26 protein-coding genes are annotated in these 25,438 nt (G+C 52.0%); 18 read left to right on the top strand and 8 right to left on the bottom strand.

The genetic code is table 11. The annotated features are described in order from the left end of the window. The first annotated feature begins 2 nt into the window (after positions 1-2). Positions 3-914: a glutathione ABC transporter permease GsiD gene (gsiD, locus tag ACE15A_RS14905; protein ID WP_001236028.1), complete on the top strand. Its 912-nt coding sequence runs from the start codon at positions 3-5 to the stop codon at positions 912-914. A gap of 43 nt (positions 915-957) precedes the next feature. Here the strand turns inward: gsiD and rimO are convergent, their stop codons facing one another. After that, the gene (gene rimO / locus ACE15A_RS14900; protein ID WP_023246525.1) at positions 958-2,283 is read right to left on the bottom strand and encodes a 30S ribosomal protein S12 methylthiotransferase RimO; all 1,326 of its coding nucleotides are present in this window, start codon (positions 2,281-2,283) and stop codon (positions 958-960) included. A gap of 230 nt (positions 2,284-2,513) precedes the next feature. Here rimO and bssR point away from each other — a divergent pair, with 230 nt between their 5' ends. Together bssR and ACE15A_RS14890 are read left to right on the top strand one after the other, a co-directional pair. Next, positions 2,514-2,897 (top strand): biofilm formation regulator BssR, encoded by a 384-nt coding sequence (bssR, locus tag ACE15A_RS14895; RefSeq protein WP_023246526.1) that lies wholly within the window; start codon positions 2,514-2,516, stop codon positions 2,895-2,897. Positions 2,898-3,015: 118 nt separating this feature from the next. Beyond that, the gene (locus tag ACE15A_RS14890; protein ID WP_053510052.1) at positions 3,016-4,149 is read left to right on the top strand and encodes a PQQ-dependent sugar dehydrogenase; all 1,134 of its coding nucleotides are present in this window, start codon (positions 3,016-3,018) and stop codon (positions 4,147-4,149) included. On the opposite strand, the gene ACE15A_RS14885 is transcribed toward ACE15A_RS14890, so the two are convergent. Beyond that, on the bottom strand, positions 4,146-4,772 hold the full coding sequence (locus tag ACE15A_RS14885) for a glutathione S-transferase family protein (protein ID WP_023246528.1): 627 nt from the start codon (positions 4,770-4,772) through the stop codon (positions 4,146-4,148). The two genes, ACE15A_RS14890 and ACE15A_RS14885, sit on opposite strands and share 4 nt — an antisense overlap. A 243-nt stretch (positions 4,773-5,015) precedes the next feature. On the opposite strand from ACE15A_RS14885, the gene dacC reads away from it, so the two are divergent. Then, positions 5,016-6,218 carry a serine-type D-Ala-D-Ala carboxypeptidase gene (gene dacC, locus ACE15A_RS14880; protein WP_053510050.1) on the top strand — a complete coding sequence of 401 codons (1,203 nt, stop codon included), beginning with the start codon at positions 5,016-5,018 and terminating at the stop codon, positions 6,216-6,218. A 44-nt stretch (positions 6,219-6,262) separates the two neighbouring features. On the opposite strand, the gene deoR is transcribed toward dacC, so the two are convergent. After that, the gene (deoR, locus tag ACE15A_RS14875; RefSeq protein ID WP_023246530.1) at positions 6,263-7,021 is read right to left on the bottom strand and encodes a DNA-binding transcriptional repressor DeoR; all 759 of its coding nucleotides are present in this window, start codon (positions 7,019-7,021) and stop codon (positions 6,263-6,265) included. A 71-nt stretch (positions 7,022-7,092) separates the two neighbouring features. Next, positions 7,093-7,701, bottom strand: a complete 609-nt coding sequence (ybjG, locus tag ACE15A_RS14870) for an undecaprenyl-diphosphate phosphatase (protein ID WP_053510137.1) — start codon at positions 7,699-7,701, stop codon at positions 7,093-7,095. Positions 7,702-8,014: 313 nt separating this feature from the next. On the opposite strand from ybjG, the gene ACE15A_RS14865 reads away from it, so the two are divergent. Continuing rightward, positions 8,015-9,265 carry an MFS transporter gene (locus ACE15A_RS14865; protein ID WP_023246532.1) on the top strand — a complete coding sequence of 417 codons (1,251 nt, stop codon included), beginning with the start codon at positions 8,015-8,017 and terminating at the stop codon, positions 9,263-9,265. A 36-nt stretch (positions 9,266-9,301) separates the two neighbouring features. On the opposite strand, the gene ACE15A_RS14860 is transcribed toward ACE15A_RS14865, so the two are convergent. Together ACE15A_RS14860 and ACE15A_RS14855 are read right to left on the bottom strand one after the other, a co-directional pair. Beyond that, positions 9,302-10,117, bottom strand: a complete 816-nt coding sequence (locus ACE15A_RS14860) for a Cof-type HAD-IIB family hydrolase (RefSeq protein WP_053510048.1) — start codon at positions 10,115-10,117, stop codon at positions 9,302-9,304. Next, complete coding sequence (locus ACE15A_RS14855) at positions 10,114-11,325, bottom strand: MFS transporter (protein WP_053510046.1); 1,212 nt, start codon at positions 11,323-11,325, stop codon at positions 10,114-10,116. Before ACE15A_RS14855 ends, ACE15A_RS14860 begins: the two co-directional genes overlap by 4 nt. A gap of 167 nt (positions 11,326-11,492) precedes the next feature. Between ACE15A_RS14855 and ACE15A_RS14850 the strand changes: the two genes are divergently transcribed. Further along, a complete protein-coding gene (locus ACE15A_RS14850) occupies positions 11,493-12,125 on the top strand; it encodes a TetR/AcrR family transcriptional regulator (protein ID WP_129382456.1) in 633 nt (210 codons plus the stop codon). Between the two features lie 116 nt (positions 12,126-12,241). Here the strand turns inward: ACE15A_RS14850 and ACE15A_RS14845 are convergent, their stop codons facing one another. Continuing rightward, the gene (locus ACE15A_RS14845) at positions 12,242-13,927 is read right to left on the bottom strand and encodes an aspartate:alanine antiporter (RefSeq protein ID WP_023246536.1); all 1,686 of its coding nucleotides are present in this window, start codon (positions 13,925-13,927) and stop codon (positions 12,242-12,244) included. Positions 13,928-14,197: 270 nt separating this feature from the next. Here ACE15A_RS14845 and ACE15A_RS14840 point away from each other — a divergent pair, with 270 nt between their 5' ends. Beyond that, positions 14,198-14,575 (top strand): inner membrane protein YbjM, encoded by a 378-nt coding sequence (locus ACE15A_RS14840; protein WP_023246537.1) that lies wholly within the window; start codon positions 14,198-14,200, stop codon positions 14,573-14,575. Positions 14,576-14,606: 31 nt separating this feature from the next. On the opposite strand, the gene ACE15A_RS14835 is transcribed toward ACE15A_RS14840, so the two are convergent. After that, complete coding sequence (locus ACE15A_RS14835; protein WP_000495514.1) at positions 14,607-14,870, bottom strand: GrxA family glutaredoxin; 264 nt, start codon at positions 14,868-14,870, stop codon at positions 14,607-14,609. 169 nt (positions 14,871-15,039) lie between these two features. Here ACE15A_RS14835 and ACE15A_RS14830 point away from each other — a divergent pair, with 169 nt between their 5' ends. From ACE15A_RS14830 to ACE15A_RS14780, 11 genes are all read left to right on the top strand, one after another. Beyond that, positions 15,040-15,330 (top strand): YbjC family protein, encoded by a 291-nt coding sequence (locus ACE15A_RS14830; protein ID WP_023246538.1) that lies wholly within the window; start codon positions 15,040-15,042, stop codon positions 15,328-15,330. Further along, the gene (gene nfsA, locus ACE15A_RS14825) at positions 15,314-16,036 is read left to right on the top strand and encodes a nitroreductase NfsA (RefSeq protein ID WP_053510042.1); all 723 of its coding nucleotides are present in this window, start codon (positions 15,314-15,316) and stop codon (positions 16,034-16,036) included. The genes ACE15A_RS14830 and nfsA overlap by 17 nt, the downstream gene beginning before the upstream one ends. A gap of 57 nt (positions 16,037-16,093) precedes the next feature. Continuing rightward, positions 16,094-16,996 (top strand): 30S ribosomal protein S6--L-glutamate ligase, encoded by a 903-nt coding sequence (gene rimK / locus ACE15A_RS14820; protein ID WP_023246540.1) that lies wholly within the window; start codon positions 16,094-16,096, stop codon positions 16,994-16,996. A 96-nt stretch (positions 16,997-17,092) separates the two neighbouring features. Further along, entirely contained in the window at positions 17,093-17,569 is a 477-nt protein-coding gene (locus ACE15A_RS14815; RefSeq protein WP_000624814.1) for a YbjN domain-containing protein, read from the top strand. Between the two features lie 348 nt (positions 17,570-17,917). Further along, positions 17,918-19,030, top strand: a complete 1,113-nt coding sequence (gene potF / locus ACE15A_RS14810; RefSeq protein WP_023246541.1) for a spermidine/putrescine ABC transporter substrate-binding protein PotF — start codon at positions 17,918-17,920, stop codon at positions 19,028-19,030. Between the two features lie 87 nt (positions 19,031-19,117). Next, complete coding sequence (gene potG / locus ACE15A_RS14805) at positions 19,118-20,251, top strand: putrescine ABC transporter ATP-binding subunit PotG (protein ID WP_023246542.1); 1,134 nt, start codon at positions 19,118-19,120, stop codon at positions 20,249-20,251. 9 nt (positions 20,252-20,260) lie between these two features. Continuing rightward, positions 20,261-21,214 carry a putrescine ABC transporter permease PotH gene (gene potH / locus ACE15A_RS14800; RefSeq protein ID WP_023246543.1) on the top strand — a complete coding sequence of 318 codons (954 nt, stop codon included), beginning with the start codon at positions 20,261-20,263 and terminating at the stop codon, positions 21,212-21,214. Beyond that, positions 21,211-22,056 carry a putrescine ABC transporter permease PotI gene (gene potI, locus ACE15A_RS14795; RefSeq protein WP_023246544.1) on the top strand — a complete coding sequence of 282 codons (846 nt, stop codon included), beginning with the start codon at positions 21,211-21,213 and terminating at the stop codon, positions 22,054-22,056. The genes potH and potI overlap by 4 nt, the downstream gene beginning before the upstream one ends. 73 nt (positions 22,057-22,129) lie before the next feature. Further along, a complete protein-coding gene (locus ACE15A_RS14790; RefSeq protein ID WP_023246545.1) occupies positions 22,130-22,603 on the top strand; it encodes a YbjO family protein in 474 nt (157 codons plus the stop codon). 42 nt (positions 22,604-22,645) lie between these two features. Then, entirely contained in the window at positions 22,646-23,773 is a 1,128-nt protein-coding gene (gene rlmC, locus ACE15A_RS14785) for a 23S rRNA (uracil(747)-C(5))-methyltransferase RlmC (RefSeq protein ID WP_053510040.1), read from the top strand. A 294-nt stretch (positions 23,774-24,067) separates the two neighbouring features. Further along, the gene (locus ACE15A_RS14780) at positions 24,068-25,411 is read left to right on the top strand and encodes a PTS sugar transporter subunit IIC (RefSeq protein WP_053510038.1); all 1,344 of its coding nucleotides are present in this window, start codon (positions 24,068-24,070) and stop codon (positions 25,409-25,411) included. Positions 25,412-25,438: the final 27 nt, after the last annotated feature.

Genomic DNA, 25,438 nt, shown 5'->3' with positions numbered 1-25,438 from the left:
GGATGCGATTATTTAACTGGCGCCGTCAGGCGATTTTACATGCTATGCCGGTGGTAAAACCCGAACAGATACGCACGCCGTGGCGGGAGTTCTGGCGTCGTTTTCGCCGCCAGCATGTCGCTTTGGTCGCTGGGGGATTTGTCCTGGCGTTAATTCTGGTGGCGATTTTTGCCCGTTGGCTGACGCCCTACGATGCGGAAAACTATTTTGACTACGATAGCCTGAACAATGGCCCCTCTTTGCAGCACTGGTTTGGCGTTGACTCGCTGGGAAGAGACATCTTTAGCCGGGTTCTCGTTGGGGCGCAGATCTCACTGGCGGCGGGCGTGTTCGCGGTATTTATCGGCGCGATAATCGGTACGGTGTTGGGATTGCTGGCGGGATATTATGAAGGCTGGTGGGATCGTTTCATTATGCGCATTTGCGATGTGCTGTTTGCCTTCCCCGGCATTTTGCTGGCGATTGCCGTTGTGGCGGTGTTAGGCAGCGGTATCGCTAATGTGATCGTTGCGGTGGCGATTTTTTCTATTCCGGCGTTTGCTCGTCTGGTGCGCGGAAATACGCTGGTCTTAAAACAGCAGACGTTTATTGAGTCTGCCCGCAGTATCGGCGCCAGCGACACGACGATTTTGTTTAGCCATATCTTGCCGGGAACGGTCTCGTCAATTGTGGTTTTCTTTACGATGCGTATCGGTACGTCAATCATTTCCGCGGCAAGCCTGTCATTTCTCGGATTAGGCGCGCAGCCGCCAACGCCGGAGTGGGGAGCGATGCTCAATGAAGCGCGGGCGGATATGGTCATCGCGCCGCACGTAGCGCTCTTCCCGGCGGTGGCGATTTTCCTGACAGTGCTGGCGTTTAACCTGTTAGGCGACGGGCTGCGCGATGCGCTGGACCCGAAGATTAAAGGATAAGCTTCTGCGGTACTGCCCGGCACCCGCGCCGGGGGAGGAGGCGTTAAACCCGACTGCCCCACAAATCATATTCGTCGACGTTTTCTACTTTCACGCGCACGATATCGCCCGGTTTGACGTTGGTTTCGCCGTTCAAATAGACCGCGCCGTCAATTTCCGGCGCATCCGCCATGCTACGCCCAATAGCGCCTTCTTCGTCAACCTCATCAACGATCACCAGAATTTCGCGGCCCACTTTTTCCTGCAAGCGTTCAGCGGAGATTTGCTGTTGCAGTTGCATAAAGCGGTTCCAGCGTTCTTCTTTCACCTCTTCCGGCACCTGATCCGGCAGGTCATTCGCGCCTGCGCCTTCCACAGGGCTGTACTTGAAGCAGCCTACGCGATCGAGACGCGCCTCTTTCAGGAAGTCGAGCAGCATCTGGAAGTCTTCTTCCGTTTCGCCGGGGAAGCCGACAATAAAGGTGGATCGTAGGGTCAGTTCCGGGCAGATTTCGCGCCACTGCTTAATGCGCGCCAGTTGGCGGTCAACGGAACCTGGACGTTTCATCAGTTTAAGAATCCGCGGGCTGGCATGTTGCAGCGGGATGTCCAGATAGGGCAGGATTTTGCCTTCCGCCATTAGCGGAATCACATCATCGACGTGCGGGTAGGGGTAGACGTAGTGCAGACGCGTCCAGACGCCCAGTTTTGATAACTGCTCGCACAGGCTCACCATACTGGTTTTCACCGGTTCGCCATTGTGGAATCCGGTGCGGTGCTTTACATCTACGCCGTAGGCGGAGGTATCTTGCGAAATCACCAGAATCTCTTTGACCCCGGCATCAACCAGACGTTTCGCTTCGCTTAATACGTCGCCAATTGGACGGCTGACCAGATCCCCGCGCATCGACGGGATGATGCAGAACGTGCAGCGGTGATTACAGCCTTCAGAAATTTTCAGATACGCATAATGGCGCGGCGTCAGTTTTACACCCTGTTCCGGTACGAGGCTTAAAAATGGATTGTGCTTCGGTTTCGGTACGTAATGATGGACGTGCTGCAGAACTTGCTCATAGCTATGCGGCCCGGTGATTTCCAGTACTTTCGGATGCACTTCGCGGATCTGATCTTCTTTTGCGCCCAGGCAGCCGGTGACGATTACCTTACCGTTTTCGTTCAGCGCTTCGCCAATGGCTTCCAGTGACTCTTGTACCGCGCTGTCAATAAAGCCACAGGTATTAACGATAACCATATCCGCATCGTCATAGCGTGGTACAACGTCATAGCCTTCGGTACGCAGTTCAGTCAGGATGCGTTCCGAATCAACGAGGTTTTTCGGACAGCCCAGGGAAACGAAGCCGATCTTTGGCTGGTGGGTTACATTACTCATAGCTTAAAAAGTGTTCATTTATTGGAATGGTCAGGGCAGGGATTCTACAGATATCCGGACAAAAATTGTATCGCAATCTCATCGGGAACGTCGGCGTCAACCGCTGTGGTTATCAGCAAAAGGTGAAAAAGGCTAATTCTAAGAAAATTCTTGATCTCTGACACCCCTTTGTCTAAAAAACGACCATACTATTATGTTGAACCCTGGTAGAAAAGAGGAGGAAAAAAGGTATGGTCGTTGACAGACTGAGAACCGATCTTCTCAACAAGCTGATAAACGCGCGCATCGATCTTGCCGCTTATCTGCAATTGCGAAAAGCGAAGGGGTATATGTCAGTCAGCGAAAGTGACACTCTGCGTGACAATTTTTTTGAACTGAATCGCGAGCTCCACGATCAAGCTTTACGGCAGGGACTGCATCTCGATCAGGAAGAGTGGAACGCGCTGCGCCGTGCCGAAGGCGCGCTCGCAGCCGCCGCCGTTTGTTTAATGAGCGGACACCATGATTGTCCGACCTTTATTGCCGTCAACGCAGATAAACTTGAAAACTGTCTGACAACTTTGACGCTGAGTATTCAGAGTCTGAAAGCACATTCACCGCTTACACAGGTCTGAACAAGGGGGGAGGCGACTCCCCCTTTTTACCGGACCGTGCCGCTTAATGTTTTGTAAAAATAAATCGACCTCTTCCGATGCTGGCTACGCTTTAACGCAGAGCACTGAAGGAGGTGGTATGCGTCGAATACTTCTCGCGGTAGTTTCATTCTCTCTTTTCTCTTCGTGGGCAAACGCGAATCTTGCGCCGGTGAATGTTGAGGTACTGCAAACCCGGCTCGATCACCCGTGGTCGCTGGCTTTTTTACCGGATAATCGTGGGATGCTCATTACCCTGAAAGGGGGACAACTGCGCCACTGGCAGGCGGGGCGGGGACTTTCCGATCCGCTGGCTGGCGTACCGAAAGTGTGGGCAAACGGGCAGGGAGGTTTGCTGGACGTCGTGCTGGCACCTGATTTCGCCCAGTCGCGCCGCGTCTGGCTGAGCTATGCTGAAGCTGACCGCGAAGGAAACGCCGGTACGGCAGTCGGCTTTGGGCGGCTGAGCGACGATCTTCAGCGTCTGGAGCATTTTCGTACCGTGTTTCGCCAGATGCCTAAGTTGTCTACCGGCAACCATTTTGGCGGACGTATGGTATTCGATGCGAAAGGGGCTCTTTTTATTGCCCTGGGTGAAAATAACCAGCGCGCTACCGCACAGGATTTGGATAAATTACAGGGTAAGCTGGTGCGCCTGACCGGGCAGGGCGAAATCCCGCCGGATAATCCGTTTGTACATCAGGCGGGCGTGCGTCCGGAAATCTGGTCTTACGGTATTCGTAATCCGCAGGGACTGGCCATCAATCCCTGGAGCGGCGCGCTATGGCTGCATGAACACGGCCCGCGCGGCGGCGATGAAATTAACATCCCGGAAAAAGGCAAAAATTATGGCTGGCCGCTGGCCACATGGGGCATCAACTATAGCGGTCTGAAAGTGCCGGAAGCTAAAGGTGAAATTGTGGAGGGGACAGAGCAACCGGTTTACTACTGGAAGGATTCTCCGGCGATCAGCGGAATGGCTTTTTATGCCAGCGATGTTTTTGCGCCGTGGCGGCACAAACTGTTTATCGGCGCGCTAAAAGATAAAGAGGTTATTGTGATGCGCGTCGATGGAAATACGGTGACGGAAGAAGGCCGTATTCTGGGTGACAGAAAGCAGCGTATCCGTGATGTACGTGTCGGACCTGACGGCTACTTATATGTGTTAACCGATGAGTCCGACGGGCAGTTACTCAAGGTAAGTCCTTCACCCGATACCGCAGCCACGCGTTAGGTAACCGGGATCATCACCACTTTACGAAAAGCAGGGCGCTCGGTGAGCTGTTGATACCAGCGCTCCAGATTCGGGCGTGGCGTCCACTTCAGACCCACGTTCAACAGGTTATAGACGAAAGGCGCAATGGCGATATCGCCGGTGCCAAAGTTATCCCCGGAGAACCACGGCTGGCGGGCCAGAGCATCATCAAGAAGCACGAACAGGCTATCACACTTTTCGATACCGGCTTCAATTGCCGCCCGATCGCGTTTTTCCGGCGGGGTTCTGACCAGTCCCATCAGGATCACGCGGTGCGCCGGGCTTAACGTTTGATTCGCCCAGTCCATCCATTTTTCGCCCTCCGCACGCCGCGCCGGATTATCAACCCATAGCCGGTTCTGGCCGTATTGCGCCGCCAGATAGCGGACAATGGCATTGGATTCCCACAATAACAGGTTGGTTTCATCATCTTTAAGCAGCGGCACCAGCCCATTAGGATTCATCGCCAGATAGTCGGCATCCTGGTTAACGCCGAATTTTCCGCCTGCCAGAATTTGATCGTATGGCAGTTCCAGCTCTTCAAGCGTCCACAACACTTTTTTAACGTTAGCCGAGTTGTTCCGGCCCCACAGCGTAATCATATTAACCCCTTCTGTTTTATCAGGATGATGACAGTAATCGGCCTACAATGAGATAAACCTAACATTTACACAACATTCTGTAAAAAAATCGTTATGAAGGAAGCGTAACGGGATGTTATTGCATAAACTTTAAAAACTTTACCAAGTTACGGTTTCTTTAACGTTGTGAGTGCGTTATTACTCACCGCACTTATTACACGGTGGTGTGACGTGTGTTTTTGGAATGGATACTCGGGTGGTACTATGACGCAATACGCTTCTTCCCTTCGTAGCCTCGCGGCAGGTTCGGTTCTCTTATTCCTTTTCGTTTCGCCTGTAAAGGCAGAGGAACAAACGATCGCGCCGCCGGGCGTTGATGCGCGAGCCTGGATCTTAATGGATTACGCCAGCGGTAAAGTGCTGGCGGAAGGCAACGCTGATGAGAAACTCGACCCTGCCAGTTTGACAAAAATTATGACCAGCTACGTGGTGGGCCAGGCGCTGAAGGCAGGGAAAATCAAGCTGACCGATATGGTGACGGTGGGCAAAGATGCCTGGGCGACGGGGAACCCGGCGCTACGTGGGTCGTCGGTGATGTTTCTGAAGCCGGGCGATCAGGTGTCGGTTGCGGATCTTAATAAAGGCATCATCATTCAGTCAGGTAACGATGCCTGTATCGCGCTTGCCGACTACGTTGCCGGAAGCCAGGAGTCCTTTATCGGCCTGATGAACGCCTATGCGAAACGACTGGGGTTAACGAATACAACCTTCCAGACGGTGCACGGTCTTGATGCGCCAGGGCAGTTCAGTACCGCTCGCGATATGGCGCTGCTCGGCAAAGCCTTGATTCACGACGTGCCTGACGAATACGCCATTCATAAAGAGAAAGAGTTTACCTTTAATAATATTCGTCAACCAAACCGCAACCGCCTGTTGTGGAGCACCAATCTGCATGTCGACGGCATGAAAACGGGGACAACGACAGGCGCTGGGTATAACCTTGTCGCCTCCGCCACTCAGGGCGATATGCGTCTGATCTCCGTCGTGCTGGGGGCGAAAACGGATCGTATTCGTTTTAATGAGTCAGAAAAACTGCTGACCTGGGGTTTCCGCTTCTTTGAAACGGTCACGCCGATTAAACCTGACGCGACATTCGTGACGCAACGGGTCTGGTTTGGCGATAAGCGTGAGGTCAATTTAGGGGCGGGCGACGCGGGGTCTGTGACGATTCCGCGTGGGCAGCTTAAAAACCTGAAGGCCAGTTTTACGTTGAATGAACCACAGCTCATGGCGCCGTTGAAGAAAGGGCAGGTTGTCGGCGCCATCGATTTCCAGCTCAACGGAAAATCCATTGAGCAACGTCCGTTAATGGTGATGGAAAACGTCGATGAGGGCGGATTTTTTAGCCGGATGTGGGATTTTGTGCTGATGAAATTCCATCAATGGTTTGGCGGTTGGTTCTCGTAAAATAACCTCGTTGCCGGGTGTGCGTCTCATCCGGCGACTTGCGGTTAATACATCAGGTTAATTTGTTGCGCTTTGGCGTAGGCCACAAATGTCTCATCGGGCCGGCGGTCGCTGATAATCGTATCAAAGCGTGATAATTCCCCCATTCGCGCCGGACGTACCTTGCCGAATTTACTGTGATCCACCACCAGCACATGGCACTGCGCCATCGTCATTGCCCAATGTTTTACCGGCAGTTCTTCCAGATTAAAGCAGGTAGCGCCTTTACTGGTATGAACGCCGGCGGCGGAATAAAACGCGATATCCGGACAAATATTGTTTAACGTTTCATGGAAATCAAGCGGTTTGAAAATGGCGTTGCTGGCGTGAAACTCCCCGCCGCTGAGGATGGCGCGACAATGTGGTTTGTCCTGCAGCGCCAGAAAGGTATTAAGTGAATAGCACACCGCCGTAAAGGGAAGGTCATTATCAATGGCTTCAATGATCCACGGCGTGGTGGTGCCGCAGTCAATAAATACCGTCTGATGCGCCTGTACCAAGCCCGCAGCCAACTGAGCGGCTCGGCGTTTTTCTTCCACCAGACGAGATTTTTGATCGCTTAACAGATAATGACTGGCGCTGCGGGGCTCCAGTACGATATAGCCGCCCAGCAACACGACAGGCGCGCTTTTATGGTTCAGGTCGCGACGAATGGTCATTTCAGAGACGCCCAACAGGGTCGCGGCTTCTTTAAGGTGAAGTTTATCGCTGCGTTTTAAGGCCTGCAGCAATTGACCAATACGCTCGTCGCGTCGCGTTTCCATAGTTCTCCTGGAGAGTTAAATAAGCGCTCCGCACCATACAGAGCGCTTAATATTACTCTTTTTTTCGCTGTTTAGTCACGTACCCAGCCTTTTCGAATGGGCAGCGCGAAACAGAAACGGTAACAACGTTGCAGCGCCTGGTAGATCGGCGCGCCGTACCGTTGCCAGATCAGTTGCGCGCTCAGGCAACCAAGCATCGCTACCAGTAGCGCGCCAATCATATCTAACGGCCAGTGTACGCCGAGATAGACGCGCGACCAGGCGATGGTAATAGCTATCGCCATCATCACGATGCCTGACCAGAGGCGGTGCCAGAACAAAAACGCCAGCGCAAAGGTAAAAATCACCGTACCGTGATCGCTGGGGAAAGAGTCATCGGCGGCATGATGCAGGAAGTTGTAGCCGATATGATCGACAAAAGGACGGTCGTGCGGGAAAAGGTGTCCCATTGTCCAGGAGACCGCCAGACTGATAATCAGCGCGATGCCTATTTTAACGATCAGTTGGCGCTGAGCGCAGACCTGATCGCGCGGGCCCCACAGCCAGAGCACAACAACTAAAAGCGGGACGATGTTGATGGCATCTTTGGCGATAAAGATAGCGAGCGAAATCATCCACTGCGCGGAATCAGGCGTGGCGTTAATAACATAAAACAGCGAGTCGTTAAGGTTTTCCAGCATAACATCCAGGCTCAGAGCAATGAAATCAAAAGGGACAGCCAACTCATCCCCGTGCAAACTGAGCATAAATGCAGCGTAACAGGGAGGAAAAGCGGTATTGTCTTATTTGGCTGCAACATGAAGAGATTTAAGACAATGGCATAAAACAACTTCCATGATAACGGCGCAAACTTAAATTAACCTTAAAGTACGCAAGCGCTAAGCGGCTTTCTGTAAAAATGTGCGCTATTTCCCTTGCAGCCTCATAATTCGCTATCTCAGTTCCCGGACTTTCATTACACTCTGCGCGGTTTTTTATTGGCGAAGAGATGGTATGCATAACCGTTTACAATCAGGCGCCAGGCTGGGACGTCAGGCTCTGCTTTTTCCCCTCTGTCTGGTGCTGTACGAATTTTCTACTTATATTGGCAATGACATGATACAGCCGGGTATGCTGGCGGTGGTTGAGCAGTATCAGGCGAGCCTGGACTGGGTTCCTACGTCTATGACCGCTTATCTGGCGGGCGGCATGTTCTTACAGTGGCTGCTTGGACCGTTGTCAGACCGTATTGGCCGTCGTCCCGTGATGCTGGCGGGCGTCGTGTGGTTTATTGTCACCTGCCTGGCGACGCTACTGGCGAAAAACATTGAACAATTTACGTTCCTGCGTTTTTTGCAAGGGATTAGTCTGTGTTTTATCGGCGCTGTAGGGTATGCCGCGATTCAGGAATCCTTTGAGGAAGCGGTATGTATAAAAATTACCGCGTTGATGGCAAACGTGGCGTTAATCGCGCCGCTACTGGGACCACTGGTCGGGGCGGCATGGGTACATGTCCTGCCGTGGGAGGGGATGTTTATTCTGTTCGCCGCGCTGGCCGCTATCGCCTTTTTCGGGCTACAGCGCGCAATGCCGGAGACTGCCACGCGGCGGGGTGAAACGCTATCGCTCAAGGCGCTGGGCCGGGATTATCGACTGGTGATAAAAAACCGGCGGTTTGTCGCAGGGGCGTTAGCGCTGGGATTTGTCAGCCTGCCGCTGTTGGCCTGGATTGCGCAGTCGCCGATTATCATTATTAGCGGCGAACAGCTCAGCAGTTATGAATATGGTCTGCTACAGGTGCCCGTTTTTGGCGCGCTGATCGCCGGTAACCTGGTGTTGGCGCGTTTAACCTCCCGACGTACGGTTCGCTCGCTGATCGTTATGGGTGGTTGGCCTATCGTCGCGGGGCTGATCATCGCCGCGGCGGCGACGGTGGTCTCATCCCATGCTTATTTATGGATGACGGCGGGATTAAGCCTATACGCTTTTGGCATTGGGCTGGCGAATGCCGGACTGGTGCGTCTGACGCTTTTCTCCAGCGATATGAGTAAAGGAACGGTCTCGGCGGCGATGGGAATGCTACAAATGCTGATTTTTACCGTTGGCATTGAAGTAAGTAAACACGCCTGGTTAAGCGGCGGCAATGGGCTATTTAGCCTGTTTAATCTGGCAAACGGTATTCTTTGGCTGTTGCTGATGCTGGTCTTCTTAAAAGATAAGCGGGCGGGGGATTCGCAAACAGACCCAGAGAGCGGCTATGCCTGATAAGCTTTCTGCTATCAGGCATAGAGAGGCCATCCGCTAGAGGTTGAATGGTGGCTCGTTTTTTAATACGCCGTCGATGATATCCAGCACGCCTTCCTGGTTGTTCGATCCGGCGCGGTATTTCGCCGCCGCCGCGACTGCTTCGCTGGCGTGCGACATCGCAAAACTAAACCCGGCCTGACGTAGCATCTCAATATCGTTGCCGCCGTCGCCGAACACTACCACTTCATTATCACGAATGCCCCAGCGCTGCTGTAACAGACGCAGACCGTTGGCTTTATGGACGCCGGGAATAATTAAATCGATGCTGCCATAGCCGGTATGAACCGGGACCATGATATCGCCAATGGCGTTGTGCAGCGCCGCCTGTACTTCCGGTATCCGCTCATCGGTAATATTAAGGCCAAATTTGAAAAAGACATCGTTGATATTATTAAAATTATCTACAAACTCCAGGCGATGGTAATACATCGCCGCAACGGCTTTTAACGCATCATCGTACTGTTTCAGCGTGTAGGCGCTGTTTTTTCCACAGGCGATAATCTCCACATCGGCGCGTGTGAGCAGGTGTTCGACAACCGTCTGGAAGTCGGCTTTTGTCAGCTCGCCATTAAAAACATCCTTTCCTTCGCTGACCACCCAGCCGCCGTTTTCCGCGACAAAAGCGATTTCGTGCGCAATTTCCGGAAAGAAGGAGATTAACTGGTAATACTGATTGCCGCTGGCCACGACAAAGCGAATGCCTTTCCTCTTCATTTGTTGGTACTGCGCCATAAACCGGTCACGGTTATAGGTTTTTTGATCGCTCAGAAAAGTGCCGTCCATGTCGACGGCGATTAATTTGATACTCATGCGTTATGCTCCATTACTGGTTGCGGAGTCAATACAGGTTTGGCGACGGCCTTCGCTACCAGCGCCGCCAGAATAACCAGCGCCAACACGACCATCATGGCGCTGCGTAATCCATAGTGCTCTCCCAGATAGCCCAACAGCGGCGGTCCGACCAAAAACGCCAGATAGCCGGTCGTGGCGACAACGCTCACGCGCGTCGGCGCGTCGGGACCAGTATCGCTGGCGGCGGAAATGGTCAGCGGGAAGCCGAGCGAGGCGCCTAAGCCCCAAAGAATGACTGATACGCCGGCAACCCAGGCGCTATCAACAAAAATAATCAGGCCAATGCCCAGTGCTCCCATCAACGCGCTGGCGCGAACAACCGTCACACGGCTATAGCGGTCAATAAACCAGCCGCCGCTAAAGCGACCAACGGTCATGCCAAGCGTGAAACCGGCGTAAATCAGAGAGCCGGAGGTTGGGCTGAAACCGTGTCCGTCTACCATCAGTAACGGCAGCCAGTCATTCGCAGAGCCTTCGGCGAATGCCATTGCCAGCACCACCACGCCAATGAGTAAAAGCTGGATGTCCCGATAAAAAGGTAATCCTTTTTCCTGAAAGTGAGAACCTTCCGATGCGTTTTTACCCGTACCGTCAGGGATCGCCCGAATGGCGATAAAAATGGGCGCGATAGCCACGGCAGCCGCGAGGATGATATGAATGTTAGCCGGGACGCTTAATGCGGTTAACGCCATGCCGACACCAGCGCCCGCCAGCGTGCCGAAACTGTAAAAACCATGCATCATCGGCAGAACGGTTTTATTCAGCTCGCGTTCGACCGCCGCGCCTTCGACATTAATCGCCACTTCGGCGGCGCCAAAACTGGCGCCGAAAACGGCTAACCCCAGGGCAAAAATCAGCGGCGAGGCGCACCACAGCGCGACGCTAAGAATAACCATCCCGCCTACTGCGCAGGTCATCGTCGTGCGAATAACTTTCCGGGTGCCAAATCGTTTCACCAGCCAGGCGGAACAAAGAATACCGCTCATTGAACCGATAGAAAGCCCGAATAAGACTGCCCCCATTTCCGCGATAGAGACGGAAAGAATATCCCGAATAGCAGGCGTTCGGGTTGCCCAGGAGGCCATCAGCAGGCCGGGTAAAAAGAAGAACATAAACAGCGCCCAGGTACGGCGTTTTAAGGCGTTACGTGAGGAGAGGACGGTCATAGCGTCAGGCCAGAAAATAGAAGCGAGAGGTAAACATTAGCAAGCTTGTGTACATTTGTACATATCGTCGTCATACTTCGTTGTGCAGACAGTTTTTACTATCTGTTTTTTCAGCGTAAGCGGCAGGCTACTATAGCCTGCATCCTGAATGAGATGTGGAACTCATCATGAAAGAAAATGCCGTAAGACGCGCCAATGATCCTAAGCGACGTGAAAAAATTATTCAGGCCACACTGGAAGCGGTAAAGACCTATGGCGTTCATGCCGTGACGCACCGGAAAATCGCCGCTATCGCTCAGGTGCCGCTTGGCTCGATGACCTACTATTTTGCCGGTATGGATGCGTTATTGAGTGAAGCTTTTACACTTTTCACCGAGAACATGTTGCGTCAATACCAGGACTTTTTTGCGCAGGTGACGGATGCGGAGGGGGCGTGCCAGGCAATAACGGAAATGATTTACGGCTCGCAGGTTACGACGCAGGTTACGACGCCGGATAATATGGCGTTAATGTATCAGTTATATGCCTATGCCAGCGATAAGCCAGCGTTAAAAATAGTCATGCAAAACTGGATGCAGCGTAGCCAGAATACGCTGGCGCAGTGGTTTGACGTGCAGACCGCCCGCGCGCTGGATGCGTTTATTGAGGGGATGACGCTGCATTTTGTAACGGATCGAACACCGCTGGCGCGTGAAGAGATTTTACGGATGGTAAAGCGAATCGCCGGAGAGTCAATGTTGCCCCACTCTGCGTCAGGCAACAAAAAACCCATCAACCTTGAACCGAAATGGCGGGGTTGATGGGCTCCACAAAATGGGGACATCAAAGAAAAGCAGTGGCAATAGGTATGACTGATGCTTTAATGAAAAGTTCTACCTATTGGCAAAATTTTTTCACTCAAAGGCAAACTTCAGTTTTATCCTAATCCCGGCCAGATGATGACAATAAGTGTTCCCGCCAGTGTCAGCAGAACGTTGGCGATGGCGTAAGTCCCCGCATAACCCAGCGCCGGAATATTGCTGCGCGCCGTATCGCTAATGATTTCCATCGCCGGGGCGCAGGTACGCGCCCCCATCATGGCGCCGAACAGCAGTGCCCGGTTCATGCGCAGTACATAAGCGCCAAACAGGAAGCAGATCACCACCGGTACCAGGCTGACGACAAGCCCGGCAATCAGCATTTGTCCGCCGACCGCGCCCAGCCCGTTGCTGATACCGCTGCCGGCGCTTAAACCAACGCCTGCCATAAATACCATCAAGCCGAACTCTTTCACCATGTTAAGCGCGCCCTGCGGAATATAACCAAAGGTAGGATGGTTGGCGCGCAGGAAACCGAGCATGATCCCGGCGAACAGCAATCCGGCCGCGTTGCCGATGCCGAAACTAAAATTGCTGAACTGGAAGGTAATCATCCCGATCATTAAACCGATGATAAAAAAAGCGCAGAAAGCGAGCAGGTCAGTCACCTGACTATGGATCGAAATAAAACCAATGCGATCAGCGATGGTTTTTACGCGTCTGGCGTCGCCGCTCACCTGTAACACGTCGCCTTTATTCAGCACTACGTTATCGTCGATAGGCATTTCGATCTGGCTGCGGATGACGCGGTTAAGGAAGCAGCCATGATCGGTCAGCTTGAGCTGAGCGAGGCGGCGACCGACCGCATTGTGGTTTTTCACCACAATTTCTTCCGTCACGATGCGCATATCAAGCAGATCGCGATCAAACACTTCCTTACCATTACGGAAGCTGGGATCGAGCCTGGCGTGCGCGTCCGGATAGCCGACCAGCGCAATCTCATCGCCCATTTGCAGTACCGCATCGCCATCCGGGTTCGCCAGAATACCGTTACGGCGAATACGTTCGATATAGCAGCCTGTCTGGCGGTAAATACCCAGCTCGCGCAGATTTTTGCCGTCAGTCCAGGCCACCAGTTCCGGGCCAACCCGATAGGCGCGGATAACTGGCAGATAAACCTTGCGATTAGCATCGGTATCCAGACCGCGCTCGCGAGCAATTTGCTGGGCGCTGGTTTGCAAATCCTGATGCTGTAGTTTAGGCAAGTAGCGCGCGCCCACGATCAGACTGACCAGCCCGATCAGATAGGTCAGGGCATAGCCCAGGCTCAGATTATCAAGGGCGGAGGAGAGTTGCGTGTTGGCGATGCCGGAATGTCGCAGGGTATCCCCTGCGCCAACCAGCACTGGCGTAGATGTCATTGAGCCGGCCAGCATACCGGCCGTCAGGCCGATATCCCAGCCGAATAGCCTACCAAGGCCTAAGGCGATTAGCAGAGCGCTACCGACCATGACCAGGGCAAGCATCAGATAATTTTTACCGTCACGAAAAAAAATCGAAAAAAAGTTGGGACCAGCTTCGACGCCGACACAAAAAATAAACAGCATAAATCCCAGATTTAGCGCGTCGGTGTTAATACTAAAATGCTGCTGCCCTAATAATAGAGAGACCACCAAAACGCCAATGGAATTACCAAGTTGGACTGAGCCCAGACGTAACTTGCCAAGACACAGGCCAAGAGCCAGGACCACAAATAATAACAGGATGTAATTCCCATTTAACAAATCTGCGACGTTTATATTCACGGAGACTAACTTCTTGTTTACGAGTAAGCTGTTGAAAGAAATGATAATTTACGCTACTGTTTTTATCATGAATTAAGGGTGCAATCGTATTGCATGCAGCATCCAAATAAAAACAACACAACAATATATCCTGCTAGTTTAATCTTATTGCGTACTAACGGCTATAAGAATCGTGCAGGTGTGTTTTTGGCATGGAATGCCACATGACTTTATCTGACTGGACGCCTCACGGCGGAAAGCGTGTTCGATAGAGAGTGTCAGGAGGAACGATTGAAACATAAACAGGGGTGGGCAGGCGTTGTCTGCTGCTTTGTACTCTTTATTGTGGTGTGTCTTTCATTAACTATGCATATGCAAGGCGCTTTTCGCGCGGCAGGGCATCCTGAGATTGGGCTGTTATTTTTTACGTTGCCTGGTGCGGTGGCCAGTTTTTATTCTCACCGACGCGAAGTGATCCGACCGCTGATCGGGGCGATGCTGGCGGCGCCATTTTGCCTGGTGCTAATGCGTGTTGTATTTATGCCAACCCGATCGTTATGGCAAGAACTGGCGTGGTTATTTAGCGCCGTATTCTGGTGTGCTTTAGGCGCGCTCTGTTATTTGTTTATTAGCACCCTGTTTAGTCACCGGCGAAAAAAACACCGATAGCGCCCTCCGGCAGAGGGCGTTGCCAGAGCAATCAGGCGAAAAGATTCAGATTTTCTTTTGCCCATGCTTCAAAGTCCGTACAGCCGCCGATATGTTTTTGATCGACAAAAATCTGCGGTACGGTTTCTACGGGTTTACCTACGGTTTTTTCTAAATCCGCTTTAGTAATGCCTTCGGCATGGATATCAATATAGCGATAGTTGAAATCGTCGCGTTCGTTGCTCAGTTTTTCCGCCAGCTCTTTTGCACGCACGCAATAAGGGCACCCTGGGCGGCCAAAAATAACAGTAAACATATCTCTCCTCGAACATAAAGCCAGACGGCGAACAGACGTTATCATGCCGCGATTTACGGTGGATGAAAAGCAGGTTACGCCTGTTCCTTTGATAATCTAAGACTATATCTGCTAAACACGCCGGACCAGAACGTTCTACACTGTGCCTCAGTTTACCGGGAGGCTTGATATGCGCACAATTGGCGTGTTACCCAAAAGCATACTGATACTGGAATGCCTCGGTATGATTTTGCTGGCGCTCGCTTTGCTATCGCTTAATCATTACCTTACGCTGCCAGCGCCGTGCAATACGCCTCTGGCTGGCGTATTGATGGTTTTCCTGGGCGTCGTGTTGATCCTCCCCGCCGCGGTGGCGATGATGTGGCGTATTGCGCAGTTACTGGCGCCGCAATTGATGAAACGTCCACCCGACATTTCTTCCCGTTCAGATAGAGAAAAGCATAATGAGTCCGACCATTGAACTTCTTTGTGGCCATCGTTCTATTCGCCATTTCACCGATGAACCCGTGACTGACGCGCAGCGAGAGGCCATTATTGCCGCTGCACGCAGCACGTCCAGTTCCAGTTTTTTACAGTGCAGTTCTATTATCCGTATTAGCGATAAGGCGCTGCGCGAGGCGTTGGTGTCCCTGACGGGCGGGCAAAAGCATGTGGCGCAGGCCGCTGAGTTTTGGGTATTTTGCGCCGATTTTAATCGTCATTTGCAAATCTGCCCTGACGCGCAGTTGGGGCTTGCCGAACAACTGCTGCTCGGCGTAGTTGATACAGCGATGATGGGGCAAAATGCGCTGACGGCGGCGGAATCGCTGGGGTTAGGCGGCGTGTATATCGGCGGCATCCGTAATAATATTGAGTCTGTTACCGAACTGTTGAAATTGCCGAAGTATGTATTGCCGCTGTTTGGCTTGTGTTTGGGCTGGCCTGCGGATAATCCGGATCTGAAACCGCGCCTGCCTGCCGCGCTGGTGGTTCATGAGAACCGGTATCAACCGCTTGATGAAAAGCTGTTGGCGCGCTATGACGAGCAGTTGGCTGAGTATTATCTGAACCGCGGCAGCAATACGCGACGCGATACCTGGAGCGATCATATCCGTCGCACCCTGATTAAAGAAAATCGCCCATTTATTCTCGAATATTTGCATAAACAGGGCTGGGCGACGCGCTAAAACCTGCGGGCCAGTGTATGATACGCGGGCTTTTCAGGGTTTTCAGCGAGGTGCAGGGTGAAAATTGCCATATTGTCCAGGGATGGAACGCTCTATTCTTGCAAACGTCTGCGCGAAGCCGCGATGCGGCGCGGCCATCTGGTAGAGATACTCGATCCTCTTTCCTGCTATATGAATATTAACCCGGCAGCGTCGTCGATCCATTACAAGGGACGTCGTCTACCCCATTTTGACGCCGTTATTCCCCGTATTGGTTCGGCCATTACCTTTTATGGTACCGCTGCGCTACGTCAGTTTGAGCTGCTGGGTAGCTATCCGCTGAATGAATCCGTCGCCATTACCCGCGCGCGCGATAAGCTGCGATCCCTACAACTTCTGGCGCGCCAGGGTATCGATCTTCCCATTACCGGGATCGCCCATTCGCCGGATGATACCAGCGATCTCATTGATATGGTCGGCGGGGCGCCGCTGGTCGTGAAGCTGGTAGAAGGCACGCAAGGGATCGGCGTGGTATTGGCGGAGACGCGCCAGGCTGCTGAAAGTGTCATTGATGCGTTCCGGGGGCTTAATGCCCATATTTTGGTTCAGGAATACATTGCCGAAGCTAAAGGATGCGATATTCGTTGTCTGGTCGTCGGCAATGAGGTTGTGGCGGCGATTGAGCGGTGCGCGAAAGCAGGCGATTTTCGCTCCAATCTTCATCGCGGCGGGGTGGCCAGCATCGCGACGATCACTCCCCGTGAACGGGATATCGCCATCAAAGCCGCACAGACGTTGGGGCTGGATGTGGCGGGCGTTGATATTTTACGCGCCGCGCGCGGGCCGCTGGTTATGGAAGTGAATGCCTCACCGGGACTGGAAGGCATCGAAAAGACCACGGGCGTGGATATCGCGGGGCGAATGATCCAGTGGATAGAACGCCACGCCACCCCTGAATTTTGCCTTAAAATCGGCGGCTAATCGCAATCGTGGATTCCGTCGTAGTACGAAGCACGCTTTTTGCGTAAGCTGTGCCGGTAATTTTTTCATCGTCATCGTAAGAGGTAGCACATTATTATGATATCACTGGTCGTTCCCACTCTGGATACGTTGCGTCAATGGCTCGACGACCTGGGCATGAATTTCTTCGAATGTGATACCTGCCAGGCGCTGCATTTGCCGCATATGCAGAATTTTGACGGCGTCTACGATGCTAAAATCGATTTGGTGGACAACACCGTCCTTTTTTCCGCGATGGCGGAAGTCAGGCCTTCCGCGTTGTTGCCGCTGGCGGCCGATCTCTCCGCTATCAACGCCAGTTCGTTGACGGTAAAAGCTTTTCTCGATATGCAGGATGATAATCTGCCAAAACTGGTTGTGTGCCAGTCTTTATCCGTTATGCAGGGTGTCACCTACGAACAATTCGAATGGTTTGTTCGCCAAAGTGAAGAGCAGATCTCTATGGTGATCCTTGAGGCCGGGGCGCATCAGCTTCTGTTTAACGCGGAAGAAGACGCGCAAAAAACCAGCGCAGTTGACCATTTTCTTCACTGATCCCTCCCGATAATCAGGCAGTCGCTGCCAGCGCGGCTGCTGTTTACGTTTTTTTATGCTGCTATTAACCTTTCTTTAAAGAATTATTCACCTCCTTTCTGACCATTTCGCTTTATCACATAGACAAAACCTGCATAAAAAATTGATAAAAGGCGTTTTTTAATCTGGGCTATAGCCTCAAACCTTAGCTAAAGTTATTCTTGCGAAGCTTTCATAGCGAGCTTGATGGCAGGGAGGGCGACCTCTCTTCTTCATTTGTATCAAATGAAAAGGTATGCACGTTTCAGGCATGTTTTAAACCGCGTCTAATGGGTTCATTTGTTAACGGATTTCAGAAGGAAAGCGATGATGACCGCCTTAAATAAAAAATGGCTATCGGGTCTGGCTGCGGGTGCGCTGATGGCCGTCTCTGTCGGCACGCTCGCTGCCGGACAAAAAACGCTGCACATTTATAACTGGTCAGATTATATCGCGCCGGACACGGTGGCGAACTTTGAAAAAGAGACCGGGATTAACGTTATCTATGATGTTTTTGACTCTAACGAAGTGCTGGAAGGTAAGTTAATGGCAGGAAGCACCGGTTTCGATCTGGTGGTGCCGTCGGCCAGTTTTCTTGAGCGCCAGCTCACCGCAGGCGTTTTTCAGCCGCTGGATAAAAGCAAACTTCCCGGCTGGAAAAACCTCGATCCTGAACTGCTGAAACTGGTAGCGAAGCACGATCCTGACAACAAATACGCCATGCCCTATATGTGGGCCACGACGGGCATTGGCTATAATGTTGATAAAGTGAAAGCGGTGCTGGGGGACGATGCGCCAGTGAATAGCTGGGATTTAGTTCTCAAGCCGGAAAATCTGGAGAAGCTAAAAAGCTGCGGCGTCTCTTTCCTTGATGCGCCTGAAGAAATTTTTGCCACCGTGCTGAACTATCTGGGTAAAGATCCGAATAGCAGCAAAGCGGATGACTACACCGGCCCGGCAACCGATCTGTTGTTGAAGCTACGGCCAAACATTCGCTATTTCCACTCCTCGCAATACATTAACGATCTGGCTAATGGCGATACCTGTGTGGCCATCGGCTGGGCGGGCGATGTCTGGCAGGCCGCTAACCGGGCGAAAGAGGCGAAAAATGGCGTCAATATCTCTTTCTCGATCCCCAAAGAGGGGGCAATGGCATTTTTTGATGTGTTTGCCATGCCGGCTGACGCCAAAAATAAAGATGAGGCCTACCAGTTCCTTAATTATCTGCTGCGCCCTGATGTGATTGCCCATATTTCCGATCACGTTTTCTATGCCAATGCGAATAAAGAGGCGACGGCGCTGGTCAGCCAGCAGGTGCGCGATAACCCGGGAATTTATCCGCCGGCGGATGTGCGGGCCAAGTTGTTTACCCTGAAAGTGCAGGAGCCGAAGATTGATCGCGTCCGTACCCGCGCATGGACGAAGGTGAAAAGCGGTAAGTAATTTATTAATGGTATGGTCTGATAAGCGTGCGTTATCGGGCATTCCACCGTTTGTATCGTTTGATTGTATTATGCCGGAGAGCGCCTTGTGAATGATGCCCCCCACCGCCCGCAGGTGAAAACCCGTAAAGCGCTGACGCCGCTTCTGGAAATTCGCAACCTGACGAAGTCATTCGACGGGCAACATGCTGTCGATGATGTCAGTCTGACTATCTATAAAGGCGAGATTTTTGCTCTGCTGGGCGCGTCAGGATGTGGAAAATCGACCCTGCTACGGATGCTGGCAGGTTTTGAAGTGCCGAGCAGCGGGCAAATTATGCTCGACGGCGTCGATCTGGCGCATGTTCCGCCATATCAGCGCCCGATTAATATGATGTTTCAATCCTATGCGTTGTTTCCGCATATGACGGTAGAACAGAACATCGCTTTTGGTCTGAAGCAGGACAAACTGCCGAAGGCGGAGATTGCCAGCCGTGTCAAAGAGATGCTGGGTCTGGTACACATGCAGGAGTTCGCGAAACGTAAGCCGCATCAGCTTTCCGGCGGTCAGCGCCAGCGCGTGGCTCTGGCGCGCAGCCTGGCTAAACGTCCTAAGCTGCTCTTGTTAGATGAACCGATGGGCGCGCTGGATAAAAAATTACGCGACCGGATGCAGCTTGAAGTGGCTGATATCCTTGAGCGCGTCGGCGTGACCTGCGTCATGGTGACACACGATCAGGAAGAAGCGATGACGATGGCGGGGCGCATCGCCATCATGAACCGTGGCAAGTTTGTGCAAATTGGCGAACCGGAGGAGATTTACGAGCATCCGACGACCCGCTATAGCGCCGAATTTATCGGATCGGTAAATGTTTTTGAGGGCTTACTAAAAGCGCGTGAAGAGGACGGTCTGGTCATTGACGCGCCCGGTCTGATACATCCGTTAAAAGTCGATGCGGATGCCTCTATCGTTGATAATGTGCCGGTATATGTGGCGCTACGTCCGGAAAAAATCATGTTGTGTGATGCGCCGCCTGCCGATGGCTATAACTTCGCCGTCGGCGAAGTGGCGCATATTGCCTATCTTGGCGATCTGTCTATTTATCATGTGCGGCTAAAAAGTGGGCAGATGATCAGCGCTCAACTGCAGAATGCGCACCGTTACCGGAAAGGGTTACCAGCCTGGGGCGACGAAGTGCGTTTGTGCTGGGAAGCGGATAGTTGCGTGGTCCTGACGGTATAAGGGGGAAACATGAGCACACTTGAGCCTTCGGCGCGCAACAGCAACCCTGGCGGCGCGGCGCTATGGTTGGCGCGAATGCAAATGAAACATGGGCGTAAGCTGGTTATCGCCTTGCCCTATATCTGGCTCATTCTGCTGTTTTTACTGCCGTTTCTCATTGTCTTTAAGATAAGCCTGGCGGAAATGGCGCGGGCGATCCCGCCGTATACCGATTTACTGGAATGGGCCGACGGTCAGTTGTCGATTACACTCAATCTCGGCAATTTTTTGCAACTGACCGATGATCCTCTCTATTTTGAGGCCTACCTGCAATCTTTACAGATTGCAGGTATTTCCACGATCTGCTGCTTGCTGCTGGGCTACCCGCTGGCGTGGGCGGTGGCGCATAGTAAACCCTCCACGCGCAATATCCTGTTGCTGCTGGTGATTCTGCCCTCATGGACGTCTTTTTTAATTCGCGTCTATGCATGGATGGGCATTTTGAAAAACAACGGCGTGCTGAATAATGTGTTGCTGTGGCTCGGGGCTATCGATCAGCCGCTGACTATCCTGCACACTAACCTGGCAGTCTATATTGGCATTGTTTATGCCTATCTGCCGTTTATGGTTCTGCCCATTTATACCGCATTGACGCGCATTGATTATTCGCTGGTGGAAGCGTCGCTGGATCTCGGTGCCCGACCGCTGAAAACGTTTTTTAGCATCATTGTCCCGCTCACCAAAGGCGGAATCATCGCCGGCTCGATGCTGGTTTTTATCCCGGCGGTGGGCGAGTTCGTGATCCCGGAATTGCTTGGCGGGCCGGACAGTATCATGATTGGTCGCGTCCTGTGGCAGGAGTTTTTCAATAACCGCGACTGGCCGGTCGCTTCTGCGGTCGCCATTATTATGTTGCTGCTGCTGATAGTACCAATCATGTGGTTCCATAAACATCAGCAAAAAAGTGTGGGAGAGCACGGATGAATAACTTACCGGTCGCTCGCTCGCCCTGGCGCATTCTGATTCTGGTGCTGGGGTTTACTTTTCTCTATGCGCCGATGTTAATGCTGGTGATTTACTCATTTAACAGTTCGAAGCTGGTGACGGTGTGGGCGGGATGGTCGACGCGCTGGTACGGCGAGCTGTTTCGGGATACCGCCATGATGAGCGCGGTGGGATTAAGCCTGACGATTGCCGCCTGCGCGGCGACGATGGCGGTGATTCTCGGTACTATCGCCGCGGTGGTGATGGTGCGATTTGGACGATTTCGCGGCGCAAACGGCTTTGCGTTTATGATCACCGCGCCGCTAGTGATGCCGGATGTGATTACCGGACTGTCGCTGCTGCTGCTGTTTGTCGCGCTCGGTCATGCCATCGGCTGGCCCTCCGATCGCGGTATGCTGACCATCTGGCTGGCGCACGTCACTTTCTGTACCGCCTATGTGGCGGTGGTGATCGCTTCGCGATTACGCGAACTGGATCGCTCTATTGAAGAGGCGGCGATGGATCTTGGCGCAGCGCCGCTGAAGGTCTTTTTTGTCATTACGCTACCAATGATCATGCCAGCGGTGATTTCGGGCTGGCTGTTGGCCTTTACGCTCTCCCTTGACGATCTGGTGATTGCCAGCTTCGTTTCCGGTCCCGGTGCCACCACGTTGCCGATGTTGGTTTTCTCCAGCGTGCGCATGGGCGTGAACCCGGAAATCAACGCGCTGGCGACGTTAATCCTCGGCGTGGTAGGAATCGTCGGATTTATTGCCTGGTACCTGATGGCGCGAGCGGAAAAACAGCGGATTCGCGATATCCAGCGTGCAAGACGCGGTTGAAGCCACTAAAATCTTCCACTATGGCAATGCGTTGCCGCGCGGGTCGCGGCATCATTTTCAGGGAAGACATTCATTGGGATTTTTAAAGCAATCAACCTCATCACATGCTCGTCTAAATGTGCCTACGCTGGTGCAGGTTGCGGCTATGGCGATTATTTTGATTCGCGGTCTCGATGTGCTGATGATTATGCATACCCTCGGCATACGTGGGATGGGCGAGTTTATTCATCGCAGCGTGCAGACGTGGAGCTTAACCCTGGTCTTTCTGGCAAGCTTAGTATTGGTCTTTATTGAAATTTATTGCGCGTTTTCGCTGGTGAAAGGGCGTAGCTGGGCGCGCTGGGCGTACATGGCGACACAAATTATTGTGAGCGGCTATCTGTGGGCGGCTTCGTTGGGCTACGGGTATCCGGAGCTGTTTAGTATCGCGGGAGAATCGAAGCGTGATATCCTGCATTCACTGGTCATGCAAAAACTCCCCGATCTTTTAATTCTGTTTCTGCTGTTTATTCCCGCTCCCAGCCGTCGGTTCTTCCGGCTGCAATAATGTGTATAATCGTCGCCCCGGATAATATGAAGGTTTTTTGGTATGCAGTGCGCACTCTATGACGCGGGTCGCTGCCGTTCCTGTCAATGGATTACGCAGCCGGTTAACGAGCAACTTTCCGCAAAAACAGCCGATTTACATCGTTTGCTGACCGGACTGCCTGTTGAACAGTGGTGTGCGCCGATTGGCGGCCCGGAGCAGGGTTTCCGTAATAAAGCGAAAATGGTTGTGAGCGGTAGTGTAGAAAAACCGCTATTCGGGATGCTGCATCGCGACGGTACGCCGGTTGATCTTTGCGGCTGCCCGCTGTATCCCGCTTCCTTTGCCCCCGTGTTCAGCGCGCTAAAACCCTTTATCGCCCGCGCCGGGCTCACGCCTTATAACGTGGCGCGAAAACGCGGCGAACTGAAATACCTGTTGCTGACGGAAAGTCAATTTGATGGCGGCATGATGCTACGCTTCGTGTTGCGTTCAGAAAACAAGCTCAGGCAACTGCGCGCGGCGTTACCGAGGCTGCGCGAGCAACTGCCGCAGCTCAGGGTGATTACCGCGAATATTCAGCCGGTACATATGGCGATTATGGAAGGAGAGACGGAAATCTACCTGACGGATCAGCAGGCGCTGGCGGAACGTTTTAACGATGTGCCGCTGTGGGTTCGCCCGCAAAGTTTCTTTCAAACTAACCCTACGGTTGCCAGCCGATTATATGCGACGGCGCGCGACTGGGTAGGGCAATTGCCGGTACGCCATATGTGGGATCTTTTTTGCGGAGTGGGCGGATTCGGCCTGCACTGCGCGACGCCGCAGATGCAATTAACCGGTATTGAGATCGCGCCGGAGGCGATTGCCTGCGCGAAGCAATCTGCGGCCGAGCTGGGATTAACCCGCCTTCATTTCCAAGCGCTGGATTCCACCCAGTTCGCCACCGCACAAGGCGAAATGCCCGATCTGGTGTTGGTGAATCCTCCCCGCCGCGGCATTGGCAAGCCGTTGTGCGATTACCTTGCACAAATGGCACCGCGTTTTATCATTTATTCAAGCTGTAACGCAAAGACAATGGCGCAGGATATTCGCCATCTGCCGAACTACCGTATTCAACGTGTTCAGCTTTTCGATATGTTCCCCCATACCGCGCATTATGAAGTGTTAACATTGCTTTGCAGGCTGTAGCGCCAGAAGTTATGCATACAAAATATCTATACTAACTGTTTAATTATCCATAAATAATAATAACCATAATCGATCGATAAAAAACACCGATCGATCATGGTTATATATTGCTCTATTTTTGCAAATCAAATCACAAATAGTCACTTTAAATCTTTCAATGACTATTTGTGATTATTACAGTGCGTATAAGGCAAAATGAGATAAGGCGGTTTATCGAATAAATTTTAATAGCATCAGCGAAGCAATACGTAACGTCAGTAAAGGGGTCAATTATGACAACGAATAGGTACGCTTATGGAGGGCGTTCAGATGATGTTTGCCAAATTTATAGATGTTATTCAAACGTTTTTAACTGAACCTGCAATATTAATTGGGATATTAGTCGGTATTGGCTATACACTGGATAAAAAGACGCCTATAAAAATTATTACCGGTATGATCAGCGCGATGGTCGGTTTGATGATGGTGCTATTTGGCGGCTTTCAATTTTCAGCTACTTTTAAACCGGTTGCAGTGGCAGTAAGTAAGGCTTATGGCGTGCATGGATACTTAATGGATTCATACGCGATGAAAGCCGCGACGCAAATAGCTCTGGGTGATAATTTCGGTTATGTCGGATACGTTTTTGTACTGGCGTTTTTTACTAACCTGGTATTAGTTTTATTCGGGCGTTATACCGGTGCAAAAGGTATATTTCTTACCGGCAATACCGGGGTCTCTCATTCGCAAGCGGTACTGTGGTTAATCGTCTTCTGGCTGGGTTTCGGTTGGGTGCAATCAATTGTGATTGCCGGGATATTGACCGGGGTATTTTGGGCGTTTTCAACCACGCTCATTGTTAAACCCATCGCCAAAGTGACCAATAACGCAGGTTTTACCATCGCGCATAACCAGATGCTGGGACTGTGGTTTTTCTCGAAATTCGCGCATAAATTCGGCGATCCGCAAAAGCATGATGCTGAAAACCTGAAACTTCCCGGTTGGTTAGCTATTTTTAACCACAATGTTACGGCAATCGCCATTGTGATGACGCTCTTCGTTGGTGGTTTTTTACTGGCGACAGGGATCGATAACGTACAGCTAATGGCGAAAGGCAAACCCTGGTATATCTATATTATCAATCTGGGCCTGCAATTCTCTATGTATATGGTCATCTTGCTGCAGGGCGTGCGGATGATGGTGGGTGAAATTAATGGCTCGTTTAAAGGATGGCAGGATCGCTTTATTCCTAACGCCATACCGGCTGTGGATGTTGCTGCCTTATTACCTTTCTCGCCGAACGCGGCCACTCTGGGATTCGTCTTTTGTACCTTCGGCACGATTTTTTCCATGGGCATTCTGCTGCTCACTCATAGCCCTATTATGGTATTGCCTGGTTTTGTTCCACTCTTCTTTTCCGGCGGTCCAATCGGCGTATTAGCCAACCGGATGGGGGGATATCGTTCCGTTATTATTTGTACTTTCTTGTTAGGAATTATTCAGACTTTCGGTACGGTATGGGCCATTCCTTTAAGCGGGCTGGCAAAAGAAGGTGTGGGCTGGACGGGAATATTTGACTGGGCAACTTTGTGGCCGGCGATTTGTGAATTACTGAAATTTATTGCTTCAACGTTCCATCTTGGTCCTTATTCCATTTAATTGATTCGGTTTATATAAAGGATTTTA

This window comes from Salmonella sp. HY31, from assembly GCF_042604575.1.
GTDB lineage: Bacteria > Pseudomonadota > Gammaproteobacteria > Enterobacterales > Enterobacteriaceae > Salmonella > Salmonella diarizonae.
The sequence above is the reverse complement of the archived record's forward strand: the minus strand, read 5'-3'. Positions and strand labels throughout refer to the sequence as shown.

Bases quoted from the DNA above. Each gene is read 5' to 3' on its own strand.
- gsiD (WP_001236028.1), top strand. From the start codon at position 3: ATGCGATTATTTAACTGGCGCCGTCAGGCGATTTTACATGCTATGCCG.
- rimO (WP_023246525.1), bottom strand. From the start codon at position 2,283: ATGAGTAATGTAACCCACCAGCCAAAGATCGGCTTCGTTTCCCTGGGC.
- bssR (WP_023246526.1), top strand. From the start codon at position 2,514: ATGGTCGTTGACAGACTGAGAACCGATCTTCTCAACAAGCTGATAAAC.
- ACE15A_RS14890 (WP_053510052.1), top strand. From the start codon at position 3,016: ATGCGTCGAATACTTCTCGCGGTAGTTTCATTCTCTCTTTTCTCTTCG.
- ACE15A_RS14885 (WP_023246528.1), bottom strand. From the start codon at position 4,772: ATGATTACGCTGTGGGGCCGGAACAACTCGGCTAACGTTAAAAAAGTG.
- dacC (WP_053510050.1), top strand. From the start codon at position 5,016: ATGACGCAATACGCTTCTTCCCTTCGTAGCCTCGCGGCAGGTTCGGTT.
- deoR (WP_023246530.1), bottom strand. From the start codon at position 7,021: ATGGAAACGCGACGCGACGAGCGTATTGGTCAATTGCTGCAGGCCTTA.
- ybjG (WP_053510137.1), bottom strand. From the start codon at position 7,701: ATGCTGGAAAACCTTAACGACTCGCTGTTTTATGTTATTAACGCCACG.
- ACE15A_RS14865 (WP_023246532.1), top strand. From the start codon at position 8,015: ATGCATAACCGTTTACAATCAGGCGCCAGGCTGGGACGTCAGGCTCTG.
- ACE15A_RS14860 (WP_053510048.1), bottom strand. From the start codon at position 10,117: ATGAGTATCAAATTAATCGCCGTCGACATGGACGGCACTTTTCTGAGC.
- ACE15A_RS14855 (WP_053510046.1), bottom strand. From the start codon at position 11,325: ATGACCGTCCTCTCCTCACGTAACGCCTTAAAACGCCGTACCTGGGCG.
- ACE15A_RS14850 (WP_129382456.1), top strand. From the start codon at position 11,493: ATGAAAGAAAATGCCGTAAGACGCGCCAATGATCCTAAGCGACGTGAA.
- ACE15A_RS14835 (WP_000495514.1), bottom strand. From the start codon at position 14,870: ATGTTTACTGTTATTTTTGGCCGCCCAGGGTGCCCTTATTGCGTGCGT.
- ACE15A_RS14830 (WP_023246538.1), top strand. From the start codon at position 15,040: ATGCGCACAATTGGCGTGTTACCCAAAAGCATACTGATACTGGAATGC.
- nfsA (WP_053510042.1), top strand. From the start codon at position 15,314: ATGAGTCCGACCATTGAACTTCTTTGTGGCCATCGTTCTATTCGCCAT.
- ACE15A_RS14815 (WP_000624814.1), top strand. From the start codon at position 17,093: ATGATATCACTGGTCGTTCCCACTCTGGATACGTTGCGTCAATGGCTC.
- potF (WP_023246541.1), top strand. From the start codon at position 17,918: ATGACCGCCTTAAATAAAAAATGGCTATCGGGTCTGGCTGCGGGTGCG.
- potH (WP_023246543.1), top strand. From the start codon at position 20,261: ATGAGCACACTTGAGCCTTCGGCGCGCAACAGCAACCCTGGCGGCGCG.
- potI (WP_023246544.1), top strand. From the start codon at position 21,211: ATGAATAACTTACCGGTCGCTCGCTCGCCCTGGCGCATTCTGATTCTG.
- rlmC (WP_053510040.1), top strand. From the start codon at position 22,646: ATGCAGTGCGCACTCTATGACGCGGGTCGCTGCCGTTCCTGTCAATGG.
- ACE15A_RS14780 (WP_053510038.1), top strand. From the start codon at position 24,068: ATGGAGGGCGTTCAGATGATGTTTGCCAAATTTATAGATGTTATTCAA.